The 14,867-nt window shown below is 58.9% G+C and carries 24 protein-coding genes; 20 read left to right on the top strand and 4 right to left on the bottom strand.

Annotation, left to right across the window (positions count from 1 at the left end):
• Positions 1 to 6: 6 nt before the first annotated feature.
• On the top strand, positions 7 to 381 hold the full coding sequence (locus NDO48_RS19000) for a hypothetical protein (protein ID WP_267322080.1): 375 nt from the start codon (positions 7 to 9) through the stop codon (positions 379 to 381).
• Positions 382 to 408: 27 nt separating this feature from the next.
• A complete protein-coding gene (locus NDO48_RS18995) occupies positions 409 to 957 on the top strand; it encodes a hypothetical protein (protein ID WP_267322079.1) in 549 nt (182 codons plus the stop codon).
• 25 nt (positions 958 to 982) lie between these two features.
• On the opposite strand, the gene NDO48_RS18990 is transcribed toward NDO48_RS18995, so the two are convergent.
• Both NDO48_RS18990 and NDO48_RS18985 read right to left on the bottom strand, forming a co-directional pair.
• A complete protein-coding gene (locus NDO48_RS18990; RefSeq protein ID WP_267322078.1) occupies positions 983 to 1,672 on the bottom strand; it encodes a methyltransferase family protein in 690 nt (229 codons plus the stop codon).
• 21 nt (positions 1,673 to 1,693) lie between these two features.
• The gene (locus tag NDO48_RS18985; protein WP_267322077.1) at positions 1,694 to 2,032 is read right to left on the bottom strand and encodes a helix-turn-helix domain-containing protein; all 339 of its coding nucleotides are present in this window, start codon (positions 2,030 to 2,032) and stop codon (positions 1,694 to 1,696) included.
• An 898-nt stretch (positions 2,033 to 2,930) separates the two neighbouring features.
• Here NDO48_RS18985 and repC point away from each other — a divergent pair.
• Positions 2,931 to 4,127: a plasmid replication protein RepC gene (gene repC / locus NDO48_RS18980; protein ID WP_267322076.1), complete on the top strand. Its 1,197-nt coding sequence runs from the start codon at positions 2,931 to 2,933 to the stop codon at positions 4,125 to 4,127.
• Positions 4,127 to 5,497, top strand: a complete 1,371-nt coding sequence (locus tag NDO48_RS18975; RefSeq protein ID WP_267322075.1) for a hypothetical protein — start codon at positions 4,127 to 4,129, stop codon at positions 5,495 to 5,497. The genes repC and NDO48_RS18975 overlap by 1 nt, the downstream gene beginning before the upstream one ends.
• A gap of 15 nt (positions 5,498 to 5,512) precedes the next feature.
• Here the strand turns inward: NDO48_RS18975 and NDO48_RS18970 are convergent, their stop codons facing one another.
• Positions 5,513 to 5,857 (bottom strand): hypothetical protein, encoded by a 345-nt coding sequence (locus NDO48_RS18970; protein ID WP_267322074.1) that lies wholly within the window; start codon positions 5,855 to 5,857, stop codon positions 5,513 to 5,515.
• Between the two features lie 192 nt (positions 5,858 to 6,049).
• Here NDO48_RS18970 and NDO48_RS18965 point away from each other — a divergent pair, with 192 nt between their 5' ends.
• Genes NDO48_RS18965 through NDO48_RS18945 form a run of 5 tightly spaced genes read left to right on the top strand, consistent with a single transcriptional unit; the run spans position 6,050 to position 9,219 of the window.
• Positions 6,050 to 6,406, top strand: coding sequence for a response regulator (locus NDO48_RS18965; RefSeq protein WP_267322073.1), 357 nt, complete (start codon positions 6,050 to 6,052; stop codon positions 6,404 to 6,406).
• A gap of 3 nt (positions 6,407 to 6,409) precedes the next feature.
• Positions 6,410 to 6,679, top strand: a complete 270-nt coding sequence (locus NDO48_RS18960) for a hypothetical protein (protein ID WP_267322072.1) — start codon at positions 6,410 to 6,412, stop codon at positions 6,677 to 6,679.
• Complete coding sequence (locus NDO48_RS18955) at positions 6,672 to 7,370, top strand: FkbM family methyltransferase (RefSeq protein WP_267322176.1); 699 nt, start codon at positions 6,672 to 6,674, stop codon at positions 7,368 to 7,370. Before NDO48_RS18960 ends, NDO48_RS18955 begins: the two co-directional genes overlap by 8 nt.
• On the top strand, positions 7,370 to 7,918 hold the full coding sequence (locus NDO48_RS18950; protein ID WP_267322071.1) for a hypothetical protein: 549 nt from the start codon (positions 7,370 to 7,372) through the stop codon (positions 7,916 to 7,918). Before NDO48_RS18955 ends, NDO48_RS18950 begins: the two co-directional genes overlap by 1 nt.
• Positions 7,915 to 9,219 (top strand): sensor histidine kinase, encoded by a 1,305-nt coding sequence (locus tag NDO48_RS18945; RefSeq protein WP_267322070.1) that lies wholly within the window; start codon positions 7,915 to 7,917, stop codon positions 9,217 to 9,219. The genes NDO48_RS18950 and NDO48_RS18945 overlap by 4 nt, the downstream gene beginning before the upstream one ends.
• On the opposite strand, the gene NDO48_RS18940 is transcribed toward NDO48_RS18945, so the two are convergent.
• Positions 9,177 to 9,572, bottom strand: coding sequence for a helix-turn-helix domain-containing protein (locus NDO48_RS18940; protein WP_267322069.1), 396 nt, complete (start codon positions 9,570 to 9,572; stop codon positions 9,177 to 9,179). The two genes, NDO48_RS18945 and NDO48_RS18940, sit on opposite strands and share 43 nt — an antisense overlap.
• Before the next feature lie 162 nt (positions 9,573 to 9,734).
• Between NDO48_RS18940 and NDO48_RS18935 the strand changes: the two genes are divergently transcribed.
• The 11 genes from NDO48_RS18935 (at position 9,735) to NDO48_RS18885 (ending at position 14,833) form a co-directional block, all read left to right on the top strand.
• Entirely contained in the window at positions 9,735 to 10,184 is a 450-nt protein-coding gene (locus NDO48_RS18935) for a hypothetical protein (RefSeq protein WP_267322068.1), read from the top strand.
• Positions 10,185 to 10,201: 17 nt separating this feature from the next.
• Entirely contained in the window at positions 10,202 to 10,576 is a 375-nt protein-coding gene (locus tag NDO48_RS18930; protein WP_267322067.1) for a hypothetical protein, read from the top strand.
• 110 nt (positions 10,577 to 10,686) lie between these two features.
• Positions 10,687 to 11,619 carry an ArdC family protein gene (locus tag NDO48_RS18925; protein WP_267322066.1) on the top strand — a complete coding sequence of 311 codons (933 nt, stop codon included), beginning with the start codon at positions 10,687 to 10,689 and terminating at the stop codon, positions 11,617 to 11,619.
• Positions 11,620 to 11,643: 24 nt separating this feature from the next.
• On the top strand, positions 11,644 to 11,883 hold the full coding sequence (locus tag NDO48_RS18920) for a hypothetical protein (protein ID WP_267322065.1): 240 nt from the start codon (positions 11,644 to 11,646) through the stop codon (positions 11,881 to 11,883).
• Between the two features lie 72 nt (positions 11,884 to 11,955).
• Positions 11,956 to 12,384, top strand: a complete 429-nt coding sequence (locus NDO48_RS18915) for a hypothetical protein (RefSeq protein ID WP_267322064.1) — start codon at positions 11,956 to 11,958, stop codon at positions 12,382 to 12,384.
• A 44-nt stretch (positions 12,385 to 12,428) separates the two neighbouring features.
• Entirely contained in the window at positions 12,429 to 12,965 is a 537-nt protein-coding gene (locus NDO48_RS18910; RefSeq protein ID WP_267322063.1) for a hypothetical protein, read from the top strand.
• Positions 12,962 to 13,258: a hypothetical protein gene (locus NDO48_RS18905; RefSeq protein WP_267322062.1), complete on the top strand. Its 297-nt coding sequence runs from the start codon at positions 12,962 to 12,964 to the stop codon at positions 13,256 to 13,258. The genes NDO48_RS18910 and NDO48_RS18905 overlap by 4 nt, the downstream gene beginning before the upstream one ends.
• A gap of 266 nt (positions 13,259 to 13,524) precedes the next feature.
• Positions 13,525 to 13,785 carry a type II toxin-antitoxin system Phd/YefM family antitoxin gene (locus NDO48_RS18900; RefSeq protein ID WP_267322061.1) on the top strand — a complete coding sequence of 87 codons (261 nt, stop codon included), beginning with the start codon at positions 13,525 to 13,527 and terminating at the stop codon, positions 13,783 to 13,785.
• Positions 13,778 to 14,203 carry a hypothetical protein gene (locus NDO48_RS18895; protein WP_267322060.1) on the top strand — a complete coding sequence of 142 codons (426 nt, stop codon included), beginning with the start codon at positions 13,778 to 13,780 and terminating at the stop codon, positions 14,201 to 14,203. The genes NDO48_RS18900 and NDO48_RS18895 overlap by 8 nt, the downstream gene beginning before the upstream one ends.
• An 8-nt stretch (positions 14,204 to 14,211) precedes the next feature.
• Entirely contained in the window at positions 14,212 to 14,421 is a 210-nt protein-coding gene (locus tag NDO48_RS18890) for a hypothetical protein (protein ID WP_267322059.1), read from the top strand.
• 76 nt (positions 14,422 to 14,497) lie between these two features.
• Positions 14,498 to 14,833, top strand: coding sequence for a hypothetical protein (locus NDO48_RS18885; protein ID WP_267322058.1), 336 nt, complete (start codon positions 14,498 to 14,500; stop codon positions 14,831 to 14,833).
• The last annotated feature ends 34 nt before the right edge of the window (positions 14,834 to 14,867 follow it).

Below are 14,867 nucleotides of genomic sequence, written 5' to 3'. Positions count from 1 at the left end.
GCAACCATGAACCAGACCGTCTCATTGAGCATTACCGGCCTCGTCTCTCTGCTTATCGGCGTAGGTGGTGGTTACGCAGTCGCCAACAATGTCCAGGCAACCAAGATCGCCGACCTCACCACCCAGCTTGCAACGCTGCAGAAGCAGGTCGATGAGTATCAAGAAGCATCGCGCCTTGATGCACCCACTAGCGAAGAAGCCTCAGCGGCTCTCCAGTCCGGCGTTTTCTCGGGTGGATCGATCAGTGTTGATGAATGTCAAAAAGACACTGTTACCCCAGGCGTCGTCTGCTCGGGCTTGGTCGTGACAAAGAATGGAACTCAAATGCCCAAAACACTCCGTTTTGTGAAGATCGGTGGCGTTTGGACATCCGAGCATTGATTACGAAATTTACGAGGAGAAAACATCATGAAACCTATCCGGTACTTACTTCCAGCAATCGCCGGCGCGATGCTCGGCCTCTCGGCCGGTCAGGCGGCGGCCCAGGACGCGGAATTCGGATGCAAAATCCTGCTTTGCGTCGCCTCTCAAAATCCGTCCTGGCAAGGCGTGCCCTACTGCGTTCCGCCGGTCATGAAGCTGCTTGCGATCCGCAAGGTTCATCCCGGCTACTGGCCGGCCTGCCCACAAGCTGGCACCGGCAAGCCCGGTCGCGAAGAATATGAAGACTGCCCGGCCGGCTCCACGCCGGTGAACATCTCGGCTGGCACCGGCGGCGGTGATAACGGACGAGAAAGATCGATTCCGGGCTGTGCTAAGCCGGTCCAGGTCGCTTGCTCTTCGCTCATTGATCGCGACGAGCCCGGCTACTACACGCGCGCCCGTCGTGTCGCCGACCAGCTCTGCTCCACGACCACCACTTTCCCGCGCGCAAAGCGCAAGGATCCCTACTATTTCGACATTCGCAACAAGGAGACCGGCAAGATCTCCCGCCACTATTTCAACCTTAGACACTGAACCGCGGCTTAGTCGGTCAATCTCCTCAAGCCCGCGATCCTCGCGGGCTTTCTCTTTCAGCCTCGTAGGCGCGTAACGACGGAATCAGGCGCGGCACCTTTGCCGCATAGACCGCATAGTCGGGAAAGGCCGCTGCGAGTACCTTTTCCTCATTGCCGGCACGTCGGTACTGCAACACACCCCAAACGATCAGCATAGCCAGCGCCGCCGGCGACCAATGCGCCAGCACGACGCCCACCGCCGTCAGCGCCTCGGCCGCGTAAAGCGGATGGCGCACATGAGCATAAGGTCCACTCACAACGAGCTGCCGCGCCGCGGCCGCAACCGCGAACGACCGCCCGAGCCGCATGGCGCACCAGAATGACAGGCTGGCGCCAACCACGATCAGGATGTTCGACAGGACGCCGATCGCCGCCGGCGGCGACCCCTTGGGAAACCCAATCAGCAGCAAGAGGCAGAACGTGCCGCCGATCGCCGTCAGGCGCGGCTCCAGACCCGCTGCCACGCTTTTCACATCATGACGAACGATCGTCAGCGCCAGCACCAGGCCGAGGAAAGCCAGGCACGCCACCTTCCCGGCGATCGCCAATGTTCCAATCAGTGAAACTCCGGCCCAGCTGTCTGCAATCTCGACAGCCTCCCGGTACGCCATGAACGAAAAAATCATCGCAAGGGCGACACCGCCCAGCTGATCTTCAAGCTTGCTCGTGCTCAACATCACTCCAGGCAGCCGTCATCATAACGCCGGTATCGCCCCTTCATGCGGCGGCTCGGCTATTTTAGAGCGACGCTTGCGCCCTGGCTCATCGCCCCCGCTTTTTCCACCGTCTCCATCGTCGTCCAGATCGTCATCCCCGATCAGTTCCGACGCGTCCACCCCGAATTCCTTGGATATGCGATTCAGCATCGACAGACGAACGTCACGACGACCACGCAAAACTTGAGACATGTAGCCTTCCGTGACCTGCAACCTCTCTGCCATCTCCTTGTTGAGCAAACCGTGCTCGTCACGGATGCGGATAAGCGCCTTGCTAAGCCGCTGATGCAATTTTTCGTCGTCCACTGCTTTACTCACACCGTCCTTCCGACCGCCACCGGCACCTTGATGTCGCGGCATCCCAAACCTTCACTTTCAGCCAGAGAATGGCCTCCCCTTCGCCACCGCCGCGAATCTATGACTCCGATGCCACTTGATTGTAAGAGCCGCATGCGCCCTGTTTCGGTTATTTTTCGGGCCTGTTTCAGTATCCGATTGGATGAAACAATCACGCTCAACCCGTCTCCCCTTCACACCACGTAACCCTGATTCCCATCAAATCGTAACAAATATGCCAGGAAATATCACTATAGTATAACCCGATCTAGCACTGCCGGGCGGAATCACATACGGTCGCGACTCAAGCGCAAGTGCGCCCCGTGCCGAATTTCACCATCTTGGAGATCTCGATAACGCAAAAAAAAAGCCCGGCCGGAGCCGGACCTTCTTCGGAGGAATGACTAGGCACTCCCACCTGCAAACTTTCAGAATTGCCGCTCTGAAATCACTTGGGTCCAAGCCTACCAATTCCCCGACAAAATGCAAGAGCCCGCGCTTCATGCGCCACGGCTTTTATTTGCCCGAATTCCGCCCTGCGATGGGATGGGAACCCTGACTCTATGGCATGGAAATATTTCACGATCGTATAATCCTGCCTTGCCACAATCAGGGTGAATCACATACCGTTGCGTCGCAACTGATTTGCCAACGATCGAAACTGGAGAAAACGAGAACGCAAAAAAAAAGCCCGGCAAGTGCCGGACCTTCTTTTTGGGGGATCGAGTGGACTGACCCTGACCACCTAATGTTCAGAATTGCGAGCTCTGAAACAACTTAGGGTCAGTCTACCCAAATCCCCCGAAGAATCAATAGCTGCGCTTTAGGCGCCACGGCTTTTTTTTGCCTGCGTTCCCGCTCCGCATGGAAGGGGACAACGATGTTTCATGGCCTAAGACCTGCCACAGCCGCCCACACCAGGGCGACCGATTGCGCGCGACAGTACAGCAGCGAGCATATCCGAACCAAGGCCGAAATCTGGGCCATCTGGGATGATGCGATCCCGGCTTTCGAGCTTAACGCCTCTGCGCGCCAGCTGCTCGACTTCCTGATGCGCGTCACCCAGGACAAGGACTGGAGCGACCCGAAGCGCCCGCCTGTCGCCTATCCATCCAACCGGATGATCTGCACCAGGCTCTGCATCAGCGAACGAACACTGGCCCGGGCCGCGAACACCCTCATCGAGGCCGGCCTGATCACCATGAACGACAGCGCAACGAGAAAGCGCTACTGCGCCAGCGACGGGACCGCCTACGGTTTTAATCTGGCCCCGATCGCCGTACGCTACTCCGAGCTGCAGGCGATAGCCGCAAGCATGTCGGCCGAGCGCCAACAGCGCCATGAACTAGTCTCCCTGATCGTCGCCACGCGCACAGCGATCAAGCAGAAGCTCATGGCCGCCGCTGACGATCATCCGGACGTTGACGACTGGCCCGATCTAGCCGGCCATCTCGATCAAATCGTCGATCGCTACGGAGATCTCGCCAAACGCCCGCGCCGGCACATCAGGGCCGACCTAAAGGTTCTTGGCCAGCTGCTCGCCGAACTGCAGCTGCTCGATGACCGCGTTGACGCCGCCAGAGACGCTTATGACGATGCTTCATGCTCTGAAAATGTGACGGCCGCGCCTGACAATTTCGACGGCAGCTACATAAACAACCGAGAATTCCATCCACAAACTTGTCAGAGAAGTGGAGCGGCCTCCGGCCGCAAGCTAGGAGGGAAAAGTGCGCCGGCCGTTGAGGTCGAGCTAGTGCTGGACGCTTGCCCGATTTTACGCGAGTATCATTTTGGACAGGTGCGAACCATGTACGACTTGATAGACGCCGCCGCGAAATTGCGCCCGAATGCCGGCATCAAACAGGAATTCTGGGCCGACACCTGTGCGAATATCGGCCGCGCGCCGGCCGCGATCCTGCTCGCCCACGTCCTCCAGCGCCAGGCCGACGGGGAGATTACACGTTCCGCCGGCGGGCTCTACCGAAATCTCTGCGATCGTTACGCCGCCGGCGGGCTTAACCTGCGCCGGCAGCTCCAGACACAGGCCCGCAAGAACTACGCCCGGCAGCTCAATTGATGCGGATCGTCTTGCGCGGCACACCAGCATACCACGTCGACCAGATATCGGCCGACGAAGCGACCGCGCTGCGCTCGTGGTACGGTCATTCGTCATCGGCCGACCAGGAAGCAACAGCGCTGGCCGTCATCCGCCGCGCCAAAACCAAGGATGGCTGGATCGAGTGCGATTGCGTCAATGGTGAATTCAAGCCGCTGCTGGCGCCGCTGCAGCAAGAGCGGACCTTCACCCTGCGCCGCCTCACCCCTGCCGATGGCGATCCACATGCCCGTGTAGATCGACCAAACCATGACGAGAATTGCCCGTTTCATGTCGATCGCGATTTCGAGCCGTCTTCGCACGATCGGGCCTTCAATCTTCGCCCTGTCCGCCATCGAGATACGGCCTATATCGACGCCCTGCCCCCGATTCCATCGCGGCTTGCCGATGCAAACCGCAGCGCTCCGGACCGCGACCGTGAGCGTAATGACCGACCCTCGAAACTTGCCGTCGTCCTCTGGCGGCTGCTCGACGCGGCCGCCATCAATGTTCTGAAGCCGCTGCAAGAACACCCCGAGACCTATCGGCTCAAAGACCAACTGGCGGCGATCCACAATGCCGGCGTCAAATGGCGCATCACACGCACCTGGCGCTTCAGTGCGCTGTCGACCACCTGGGCAGGAGACTTCAAGGACAAGACGTCGCGCTTCCAGCGCATGTTGCGGAAATCGCGCTCCGATTGGGCTCCCAATCAGCGTCGCACCGGCTTCATGATCCTGTTTACGCCCAGCGTGACCGAAAAACTCATCCGTCCGGCCGCTATATCAGAACCGATCGCGCTCCACTCGCGTCTGCGCCAGCCGCTGCGCGGCGATCCGCGCCATCGAGGCCCATTTCTGACAATCGCCAATGCCGACTTCGGCGACGAGGATGACGGAGATCTGCGCGCCGTGCAGGCTTACGCGCAGCCAGTGCTCAACGGCGACACCCTGTTTCCCGTCGAATCCGGCTTTGAGCGCGATGTCGCTCACCTGCTGATCTGGCTGCAGCTAACCTTATTCGACGCTGCGCCGCGGTTGCGCGTGACCATCATCAAGCCACTCTTCGCGATCTCGACATCAAAGGGCCTCTGCCGGCCTGACTTCATCATAGAAACGGCCTACGGCAACCATCCACCTGTCCGCCTCGTGGTCGAGGCGATGGGCATGGACACCGATATCTATCTCGCCGCGAAGGCGAAGACATTACCGCGCATGGAAGAGATTGGCCCGCTTTTCGAGATCACCCCGAAAGATATGCTGCCGGAGACTGCTGCCTCGCTCGGCCGGCGCCTGCAGCAATGGGTGCTCTCGCACGCCAAGGACCACACCAACGCTCTGGCGGACAGCTAAAATAGATCGAAAGAACTATACCGGCGTCGCCATCGTCCGGAACGCCGCCACGAGGTCATCAGGACTGACACATTCCGGATCAGCTTCTATGAGCTCAGCCAAATACAGCGCTTTAGCCTGCAGATCGCCATGGTTGCTAATTGGCGCTGTGGCGACAACCATCAAAGCGGACTGCTCTTCGGCCGAAAGGTGTTCATTTCGCCACACCGCCAGATCGTCCTTGGCTTTGCTGACGTTTTCATCGCATTTTCGCGCGAAATTGACCAGATCGCGCACAATGCGCCTATGCGCCGCTATGGCCGCGTGAACATTCACGTCAGCCACTTCCGCCTCATTTGACCATATCAATTCAAGCCGCATGGCCTCACTACTACGGGATGTTACAACCAATGATAGTGATGAATTCATCCCTATTTTTCGATCGCGGAGTAACTCCTTCACACATCCCTGCCTTGCAGGCGTAGCCTGAAGGGATTAGCGTGCTATATCAGGCGCCTAAGGTAACCCGTCGGCGCCGATCACAACCGTTACGAGATGCTATTCCGGGAGACGATGAAGCGCGCTCTAATTATTGAAGACCAGGATCTTATGCGTTTGACCGTCATGGAGATCATTGAAGAGCATTTTTCAGGTTGCAATGTCGAAGGGGCGCAAACGCTAGAAGCCGCCCTGGCGCTGTTGAAGCCCAACGCCTTCGATCTCGTCGTAATCGATCCGGGCTTGCCCGGTTTCAATCCCGGCCTGGACGAAGATCGGGTTTCTGTCGTGACACAGATCGTCAAGGCCTCTCCACATGCTAAGCACTTGGTACTGACCGGCACGGACAGCGAAACTGAAGCCGATGTCATGCGCGAGATCGGCATCAACGGCTATGTCGCCAAAATCGGCCTGTCGCGCTTGCGCCTCTAAGAGTTGCTTGAGGAGATCGTTCCCGACACGTTCGCGCTGCAACTGGCGGACCTCTCCAGCCAGCGCCGCCATGTTGGCGGTCTCGGCGAATTATCCCGGCGCGAAAAACAGGTCGTGGAGATGATGATCAGCCGGCCGACAGGTCAGAAGCGCAAAGAGGTCTACCTGAAAATGGCTGAAGTCTATGAGATCGAAGTCTCTTCAGCCGAGCGCTATTTCAAAAACGCAATTCGCAAGATGCGCAAGCAAGGCCATTCGGTCGGAGATATCTGATTTGATCGTTCACAATGTTCACCTGCCCCTCACCCCAAGCGATGTGTCGCCGGTCATTTGGGATGAGCTTGCAACCGGCCGTTACGAAGCCAAGGAAGTGAAGGCCGTCCAACGGGCAGTTCGCCGGCATGATCGCGTCCTCGAGCTCGGCGCTGGTCTCGGCATCATCACCAGTGTCATCGCCGGCATCACCGGAACGACAGTACACGCCTATGAAGCAAATCCAGACACCGTCAGCCTCGCCGAGCGGATCATCGCGGCCAATACGATCGACAACATCGAATTGAAGTCCGGTCTCCTCACCGCCGGCCCGTCACGGTCATACGAGTTCTATGTGCGCCGAGATCTCTGGATGTCGTCGTTGAACGAAGAGCAAGGCCCCTATGAAGCAGTCATTGCAATAGAATCCCACGACATCGATCAGGTGATCGCTGCCCACAATATCAATGTCTTGGTCATGGACATCGAGGGCGCCGAACGAGAGCTGGCGCGCGATGCCGATTTGCACGGCGTCGACCGAATCCTGATGGAATTCCACGATCACCTTTATGGCCTTGAGGGCATTCGCGACATCACACGAAGCCTGTCCGATAAGGGCTTTGCCTATGATCCGCGCGCGTCGAGCGGGCCTTGCGTGCTGTTCTCGAAAGACTTCAGCCCGCGCACATATCAGGTAGGAGACGAGATCTGATGAAGATACTCGCTATTGCTCTTTTCGGCCTATTGCTCACCGCAACTGCGCCAGCACACAGCGCCTACGACGATCCAGGCACCTTCGCGGTTGAAGAGGCCGCCGGTAAGCCGATCAAGGTGTTCACGACCGATCAGCTCCGGACAGTCTTCGAAAACGTGACCATCGACACCAAAACCCCGTGGAGCACGACAGACGACGAGAAGATCCAGTGGCGCGGTCCCCTCCTCCTCGATGTGCTGCAGAGCGGTGGCCTGGACAAGAACTCATCGGTCCAGATCATGGCCTATGACGACTTCCTGTCGGAGATAAAGCTCGACGAAATTCGTTCATACAACCCGATCATCGCCATCGAACGTACCTGCACGGCGACCGACATCACCAATGGGCTTTGCAAGGAAGGGCAGGACTTCCGCCCGATCGACCTCAGTGAAAGAGGTCCTCATTTCATCGTCTGGCCCCTCGATGAACTGCCCTCTTCCTATGTCCCGGCACGGAATTCCATCTGGGTCTTCTTCCCGATCGCCGCCAGACCAACACCACAATGAAGCTGCCCAAGCTCGCCTCGTGGCTGGTCATCCCCTATGTCGGCCTGGTGCTCGCCGCCGGCCTTGGCGCATGGTCTTATTTTCAATCCGAGCAATACCGGCTCGATACGGAAGAGATTCTAACCCAAACCTACGAGATCCAATGGCGCGTCGCCCAGGTCCGCGAGCGCATAATTCGCGTCGCCGGCTATCTGCAGATCGCCGACAAAACCGGTGACCTCGAGCCCGACATTCGACGCCAGCTTGGATTGATAGATGTCAATGTGAAGCAGCTTTTGAAGCTGCCCTATGTCGTCAGGTTTTTGCCGCCGCGCGAAGTCCGGCTGCTGGAGGCTTTGAACACCCGGATCGACACCGAAGTCACCTCGACGATTGAAAACCGGCAGAACTACGCGGCTGCACTGGCGACGATGAAATCCCTCGAGCAGGAAATGTTCGAGATCTCGAGCGCGACGGTCAATCATAGCGCGACGCTCCACCAGAAAACCCAGATCGATATCGGCGCTTCTCGAAACTGGTACTATTTCGGCGTTGCGCTCGGCCTTGTCGCCATCTGCTCGCTCGCCCTGCATCAGCGCTATGCGCTCAAGGAGCGCGATAACAAGCAGTTGCGATCCATGGCGGTGCTCTATCAGCATATGACCCATACGCGCATCAGCGCCTTGCGCCTGTTCATCGAATCCCTCACCGGCCGACGGCGGCCTTCCACCGTTCTGATAGATGCCGCACGCCGCGCAGCAACCGAACTCGAAACGATCAACGGCTCGCTCACTGCCATTGCGTGCGCCAAGCGCGACTACCAGCCTCAACCCCTTGGCGATGTTCTGGAACTACTCACCCAAAATGGTGGCGACAAGGTATCGATCGACGTCGACGAGGCCGCGCGAGATCTCCCCATTCCCTCGACGCTGTTCATGTTGCTTCTCGGCGAACTTGTCGAGAATGCCCGCACAGCCATTAACGGCCGTCCAAACGGCCAGGTGGCAATCCGGGCACAGGTCAAGCCATCGACATTATGGCGATCAAAGGAGCTGAATCTCGAAGTTATGGACAATGGCGAAGGCATGTCGCCAGAGGTTCTTTCGAAAGCCGATACACCATTTTTCTCGACGAAATCCGGCCGCCACATGGGGCTCGGACTGACAAGCTGCGCTGAGATCGTGGAAACACTAAGAGGGTCGTTGCGCCTGGACTCGGTCTTACAGAAAGGCACGATCGTGCGGATTAGACTGCCCATCAACGCGAAGGAAACAGCGACTCAGGCCGTCAGAGCAGCCCCTTCGGCTTCGGCTGCCTTATAACGACGACGTGGCGTCGGCTCCGCGCCGCCTCCCCTGGCAGCCTTGGCCTTCTCGGCATCCGTAATCAGTTCCGAGGCGTCGACTCCAAACTCTTTCGACATCCGATTCAGCATCGACAGACGCACGTCACGTCGGCCATGCAGGACCTGAGACATATAGCCTTCGGTCACTCTCAATCGTTCTGCCATTTCCTTGTTCAGCAGGCCGTTTTCGTCACGGATGCGGATCAACGCCTTGCTCAATCTCTCGTGCAACAGGCCATCATCGTCTCTCGACACATCGTCTTTGCGCTCAACGGCGCCCACATGTCGCGGCATCAAGCAACCTTCCTCTTCATTCTCACATTCGGTCATGCTCGCCCGCTTTATGACTCGAACGCTTAATCAATGGTAGCCCTTCACTACAAGTTTTCCTCATCGATCACGCTCTTTGGAACCGCCAGAGGAAGAGTTGGGCCGGGTCAGAGTGACCGGCCCTGGCGGGAGAGAGAGGCTTTCCCCGGCCGGCGCCAGACGATGAAAGGTTCCGACCATGACCCTCTATTGCGCTATTGCGCCCGCGAGTTCTACACCGAACGCACCATCAATGACGATCGGCTGCTCTATGTCTCACCCAACGAGGAAAACGTCTTTGTCCCTGACGCCTTCGCCATCAACCACAAGCTGCCGATCGCCCTCTTCACCGAGCAGGAACACGCCATTGAAGCGGCCCGACGCGCCTCTATCCGCGGCGGCACCCTCAAAGTCGAGGAATTCAAAGCTGATCCGATCATTCCGATCCAGCAGATTTCCTGGCTCGTCGCTCGCTTTCATGTCGCCACACCCAATGAAGAGCTGATCGACAATTTCCAGCAGCGAGTCAAAGCGTCCAAATTCTGCTCACCGGAACTCGCCATCGAGGTATGTGCGATCGCACTGGCCTATCACCGCGCCAACCAGTCCCTGGTGCGCGCCTTTGCGCTCTGACAGAAAGGAGCCGTGCGATGAAGATCCAACTCACCGCCGCGGATCACGAACAAAATGGTTTCGTGACCCTCGCGCAGTGGCTTGTTGCCGACGAGGCCCTTGCCCGCCGTATCGTTTCACAGATCGACGGAACGATCTCCGACGAACAGGAACCCGACATACGCACGGCTCCCTTCACCTTCATTCTCGATCTCGTCGATGCCAATTCCGACCTGGTCGACACCGGATTGCGACAATTGCCGCTGCAGGTCGCCATGCGCCTTGCGGCCGAGCAGGTCCAGGACTGGCTCAATAGCCGTCCAGATCCCGACGCCGTCTTCCATCGCAAGGTTCCAACCCTGCCTGTAGAGCGCCTTATCGCCTCAGCACTGCCGCCAGAGCCCACCATCTGACGCCGGCGCACCCCTCCTCCCTCAAGAGTAAAAGTCCGGCCGGCCCGCAGTGACGGGCCGTCGCGGGAGAGAGTGGCTTTCCCCCGGTCCTCCCCAGAGGAGCCGACTCCATGTCCACTTCGAAATCAAATTCGACCTCGATGCGCAGCGACGTCTATCAGCGCATCACCGACACCATCGTCGACCAACTCGAGGCCGGAGTCCGGCCATGGCACCAACCATGGGGCGCCAATGGCACCACGACACGTCCGCTACGCCACAACGGCGTACCATATCGCGGCATCAATACAGTTCTGCTCTGGATGGCCGCGACATCGGAGGGCTTTTGCTCGCCTTTCTGGATGACCTATCGCCAGGCGCAGGAACTCGGCGGCCAGGTCCGCAAAGGCTCTAAGTCGACGCTTGTCGTCTATGCCGGCGCGATCGAAAAGACGGCGGAAACCGAGACCGGCGAAGAGATCGAGCAACGCATTCCCTTCCTCAAGGGCTATTGCGTCTTCAATTGCGACCAGATCGACAATCTGCCCGACCGCTTCCATCCCGCTCCTGTTGTCCCGGCCGATCCCAAACAACGCATCGTCAACGCCGACGAGTTCTTTGCCAATACGCGTGCTGACGTGCGTTTCGGCGGCAACAGCGCCTTCTACATGCCATCTGGCGACTTCATCGCCATGCCGGTCTTCGACGCATTCGAATCCGCCGCGTCCTACGTCTCCGTCCTCGCGCACGAAACTGTGCACTGGACCAAGCTGCCTTCCCGCTGCGATCGCGATCTCGGTCGCAAGGTCTGGGGCGACGCAGGATACGCGCTCGAAGAATGCGTGGCCGAAATTGGCGCTTGCCTCATTTGCGCGGATCTCGGCGTCGAAGACCATCCCCGAGAGGATCACGCCGCGTACATCGGTAGTTGGATCAAGATTCTCAAAAACGACAGGCGAGCCATTTTTACGGCCGCGTCACATGCCGAGAAGGCAGTCCAATACCTCCACCAGCTACAGCCCGGCAGCATCTCGACGGATGCAGCCGCCGCTCTCGCCGCCTAACCCCACAGACAAGGAATTTGCAACATGACCACTCTTCACAAGATCACGTTGATCGAGGCGCCGCGCCGGCGATCAATGCTCGAGACAAAGATGCGCTACGACGTCCTCCTTAACGGAGTGCGCGTCGGGGAGCTCTGCTACAACATGCGCGGCTATATCGGCTACCTGCCCCTTCCCGGCGGCACCAAGCTCGATATCGGCGAGCGGCCCATCAGCGCATTCAAGCGCGAAATCGCGCTGATCAACCGCGAGGCCCGCAGCTAGCCACCTTTCATCAGACATCCCCCAGCCCGGCCCGGCCTCATACGCCGGGTTTTCTGTTTCAGGAGACCAGAAATGCCGCACGTTTTCGAATTCCGCTCCGCGAAGCTGTTCATGGAGCACAAGGGCGTCGATATCTATCACGTCTATACGGACGACGACATCGACCAAGGCGAACGCACCTATTGGTTCGCCGTCCATGACGACGGTCAAGACGACAACGCTCACGGCACAGATGGCGTCTTTGATGTTCGCTGTCTCCCTCAACCCGATACGTCGCCCTCTCTCGCCGATCAGCCTCCTTTCATAGGCGCCGATCAGGGCCACGAACTCGGTTTTGCCTCCTACGACGAGTGGAAGGACAGCGCCGAGTACAAGCGCCGACAGCAGCTTTGGCATGACTGGCACCAAACTGTCGAAGCCCAGGCCATCAAGAACACGATCCGCAACGCGATCGAGATCGGCGCTCTCACACCCAACGGCGCGGTGACCACCACCGACTGACAGCCGCTTTCCCCCGTCAACCTTCATAAGAAGGACCTACCACCATGCACGCAGCCTTCATCCGATTTGGCCACGGTTACGAACAGAGCGACCGCGGCCGTTGCGAAGCCTTCGACGGTTTCGAGATCATTGCCGCCCCTCTCGGCGATTTCGACGCCGCTTCACGTGACAGCCGCATATTTCGTCGCGGTACCGGCAACGCCGTCGACTACGGCAGCCATGCCATCAAACTCGCCAAGCTTTCAGGCTGTTCAGGTGGCCTTTACATCCTGATGCAGCATGGCGGCGGCCGTGAGGTGCTCGCCGTCCCCTCCTTCGGCGATCTCGAGGCGGCTATCCTCGCCATGCCGGAGCGCGTGCAGTACGCCTTACTCTACACCGTATGGCAGACCGCCAAAAATGCGCGCAATGAAGCACAGGACCAGACCGCTCAGCGTTGGGCCACCGCCTACAAGAACAAACGCATCCGCCAACGACGAGCGACCAGAACACGCGGCCCTCGCGTCGAGATCATTCCCGAATGGGAGATCGCGTTGAAAGCCGAAGTCGCAAGACGCAACATCAAGGAGGTCACGTCATGATCGTTTACAACGTCAAGAGGCGCTGGTTCGACATGAAAGGCGACGCCGAGAAATATCGCGTCAGCGAGCATCTGCCACCGGCCGACACCATCAAGGTGACGATCAGTGACCGCTCGGAACTCGCGGCCTTGCTCAACGCGCTGTGCGAGCCACCTCCACCTGGTATTGCGCCATCTACTCCCCTGCCCGTGCCGATCAAGGTGATCGACATGGCATTCGTCGATCCGGATTTCGAGATCCCGAAATTCCTGCGCGACAGTTGGGCCAGGCTGCTCGCCGGCAAAGGCGAGTAGGAGGCCTGCTCACCACAACACAGCACCGGCGATTGCATCGCGCTCTCGCCGGCAGGTTCCTTGCCGTCTCGTTCGGTTCTGGCGTTCGTCGACGGAGACTTTCGCGTCAAACGCGCGCCGGCCGATCAGAAGCGTTTTATCGCCTTGGCCGATCTTACAAGGCGGGACGACAACGCACTCGATGCACGCGGCGCCGCGGCATGAAAGTCCTTCAAATGGCCAAAAATATGGATATAATGGATATTCAGGACCGTTCGGAGGCTTCAATGCGCCACTTCACCACCGCAGACCTCAACAAGCACATTGGCGACGTCACTGACGCCGCCCGGCGCAGCCCTGTTTTTATCACCCATCACCGCAAACCGAGGTTCGTTCTCATGAGCATCGACGACTATAACGCCTTACGCCGTCAACAGACCGACGATCATCGTCAGGCCTTTACACTCGACACCATTCCAGACGATGTCGCCGACGGGCTCATCGCGCTGGCGGATCAATACGACCGCGAGGATGGCAAGGATGGTTGAGCCAGAAACCGGCCTTGTCATCTCCTACTACTTCCTCTGGGCCAGGCAACACGACAAAGGCGAAGTTGCCGGCCGCAAGCCACGACCCGCGTGCATCGTGGTCCCCCTGAATTCCAAACATGGCGACGTCGTCCTGTTCCCGTTGACTCGACAGCTGCCTACTTCCGACCGACTTGCCATCAAGGTTCCCGAAACAGAACGCCGGCGGCTGAAGCTCAAGGGCGATCAGCCGTGCTGGATCCTGCTCGACGAAGGAAATACCGACAGACTGTCGTCGTCGTTTCACGTCGAGCCGATCGATTATGATCCCCTCGTTGTCTCATTCGGCCGCTTCAGCCGCGCTTTCATGCGCCAGGTCCTCATCAAACTCGCCGACGCCTTGCGACAGCGCAAACTGCGGCTCGTCAACCGTCTCTAGGCTCGTCCATGGCAGAACGTTCCATCTATGCCCAGATTGACGAGGTGCGTGAACTCCTCGAGCAACATGGCCGCGATACCATGCGCGCCCGCGGCCGTGAAAGCATCATGGCCGAACACAAGCTCCGCCTCGAATGCGTCCTCAAGACGCTCGAATGGGTCCGCGACAACCAGGATGAGCTCAAAGCCTACCTGAAACAGCGCCGTATCCCGCAATAATCCACGCCGCCGATCGGCGACACGATCGGCCCCCTCATAATCGATGACCTTCCATCCGCCACTCAGGAGAACGGCGATGAACGCACCCCTATGGACATACTCCCTTCGCTGGAGCCTGCCGCACATCCCTCCCCCTGGTCTTCGCGAGCTTGCCAGAGCCGATGTGCCGGCCGGTAGGCCTTGCCCCAGCTCAGTATCGGCACTTTGGCGACCAGGCGCCGGCTATGCCATCTGCATCGACTTTCCGCCGCCCGCACCGATCAAGCGCTGGAGCGATGAACGCAAAGCCGCCGCCCGCCGGCGAAATCTCGCAAAACGCATCACTCACATCGCGCCCCTCTTCGCCGACGAATTCATCGCCCGCGAGATCGCGGCCCGCCCAGCGTACTTCCAGGGCAAATCCCACATCTGAAACGCCGCGCAAGCTTTCCAGCCCAAAGCGAGAG

It is taken from the genome of Aminobacter sp. MET-1 (genome assembly GCF_026521175.1).
Classification (GTDB): Bacteria; Pseudomonadota; Alphaproteobacteria; order Rhizobiales; family Rhizobiaceae; genus Aminobacter.
Note: the sequence above shows the minus strand (reverse complement) of the source record. Positions and strands in the feature narration are given on the sequence as shown.

Coding starts and splice junctions, on each gene's coding strand:
- NDO48_RS18895 (WP_267322060.1), top strand. CDS start 13,778: ATGGTTGAGCCAGAAACCGGCCTTGTCATCTCCTACTACTTCCTCTGG.
- NDO48_RS18920 (WP_267322065.1), top strand. CDS start 11,644: ATGACCACTCTTCACAAGATCACGTTGATCGAGGCGCCGCGCCGGCGA.
- NDO48_RS18965 (WP_267322073.1), top strand. CDS start 6,050: ATGAAGCGCGCTCTAATTATTGAAGACCAGGATCTTATGCGTTTGACC.
- NDO48_RS18915 (WP_267322064.1), top strand. CDS start 11,956: ATGCCGCACGTTTTCGAATTCCGCTCCGCGAAGCTGTTCATGGAGCAC.
- NDO48_RS18975 (WP_267322075.1), top strand. CDS start 4,127: ATGCGGATCGTCTTGCGCGGCACACCAGCATACCACGTCGACCAGATA.
- repC (WP_267322076.1), top strand. CDS start 2,931: ATGTTTCATGGCCTAAGACCTGCCACAGCCGCCCACACCAGGGCGACC.
- NDO48_RS18905 (WP_267322062.1), top strand. CDS start 12,962: ATGATCGTTTACAACGTCAAGAGGCGCTGGTTCGACATGAAAGGCGAC.
- NDO48_RS18930 (WP_267322067.1), top strand. CDS start 10,202: ATGAAGATCCAACTCACCGCCGCGGATCACGAACAAAATGGTTTCGTG.
- NDO48_RS18900 (WP_267322061.1), top strand. CDS start 13,525: ATGCGCCACTTCACCACCGCAGACCTCAACAAGCACATTGGCGACGTC.
- NDO48_RS18935 (WP_267322068.1), top strand. CDS start 9,735: ATGAAAGGTTCCGACCATGACCCTCTATTGCGCTATTGCGCCCGCGAG.
- NDO48_RS18970 (WP_267322074.1), bottom strand. CDS start 5,857: ATGCGGCTTGAATTGATATGGTCAAATGAGGCGGAAGTGGCTGACGTG.
- NDO48_RS18885 (WP_267322058.1), top strand. CDS start 14,498: ATGAACGCACCCCTATGGACATACTCCCTTCGCTGGAGCCTGCCGCAC.
- NDO48_RS18940 (WP_267322069.1), bottom strand. CDS start 9,572: ATGACCGAATGTGAGAATGAAGAGGAAGGTTGCTTGATGCCGCGACAT.
- NDO48_RS19000 (WP_267322080.1), top strand. CDS start 7: ATGAACCAGACCGTCTCATTGAGCATTACCGGCCTCGTCTCTCTGCTT.
- NDO48_RS18910 (WP_267322063.1), top strand. CDS start 12,429: ATGCACGCAGCCTTCATCCGATTTGGCCACGGTTACGAACAGAGCGAC.
- NDO48_RS18945 (WP_267322070.1), top strand. CDS start 7,915: ATGAAGCTGCCCAAGCTCGCCTCGTGGCTGGTCATCCCCTATGTCGGC.
- NDO48_RS18950 (WP_267322071.1), top strand. CDS start 7,370: ATGAAGATACTCGCTATTGCTCTTTTCGGCCTATTGCTCACCGCAACT.
- NDO48_RS18925 (WP_267322066.1), top strand. CDS start 10,687: ATGTCCACTTCGAAATCAAATTCGACCTCGATGCGCAGCGACGTCTAT.
- NDO48_RS18890 (WP_267322059.1), top strand. CDS start 14,212: ATGGCAGAACGTTCCATCTATGCCCAGATTGACGAGGTGCGTGAACTC.
- NDO48_RS18995 (WP_267322079.1), top strand. CDS start 409: ATGAAACCTATCCGGTACTTACTTCCAGCAATCGCCGGCGCGATGCTC.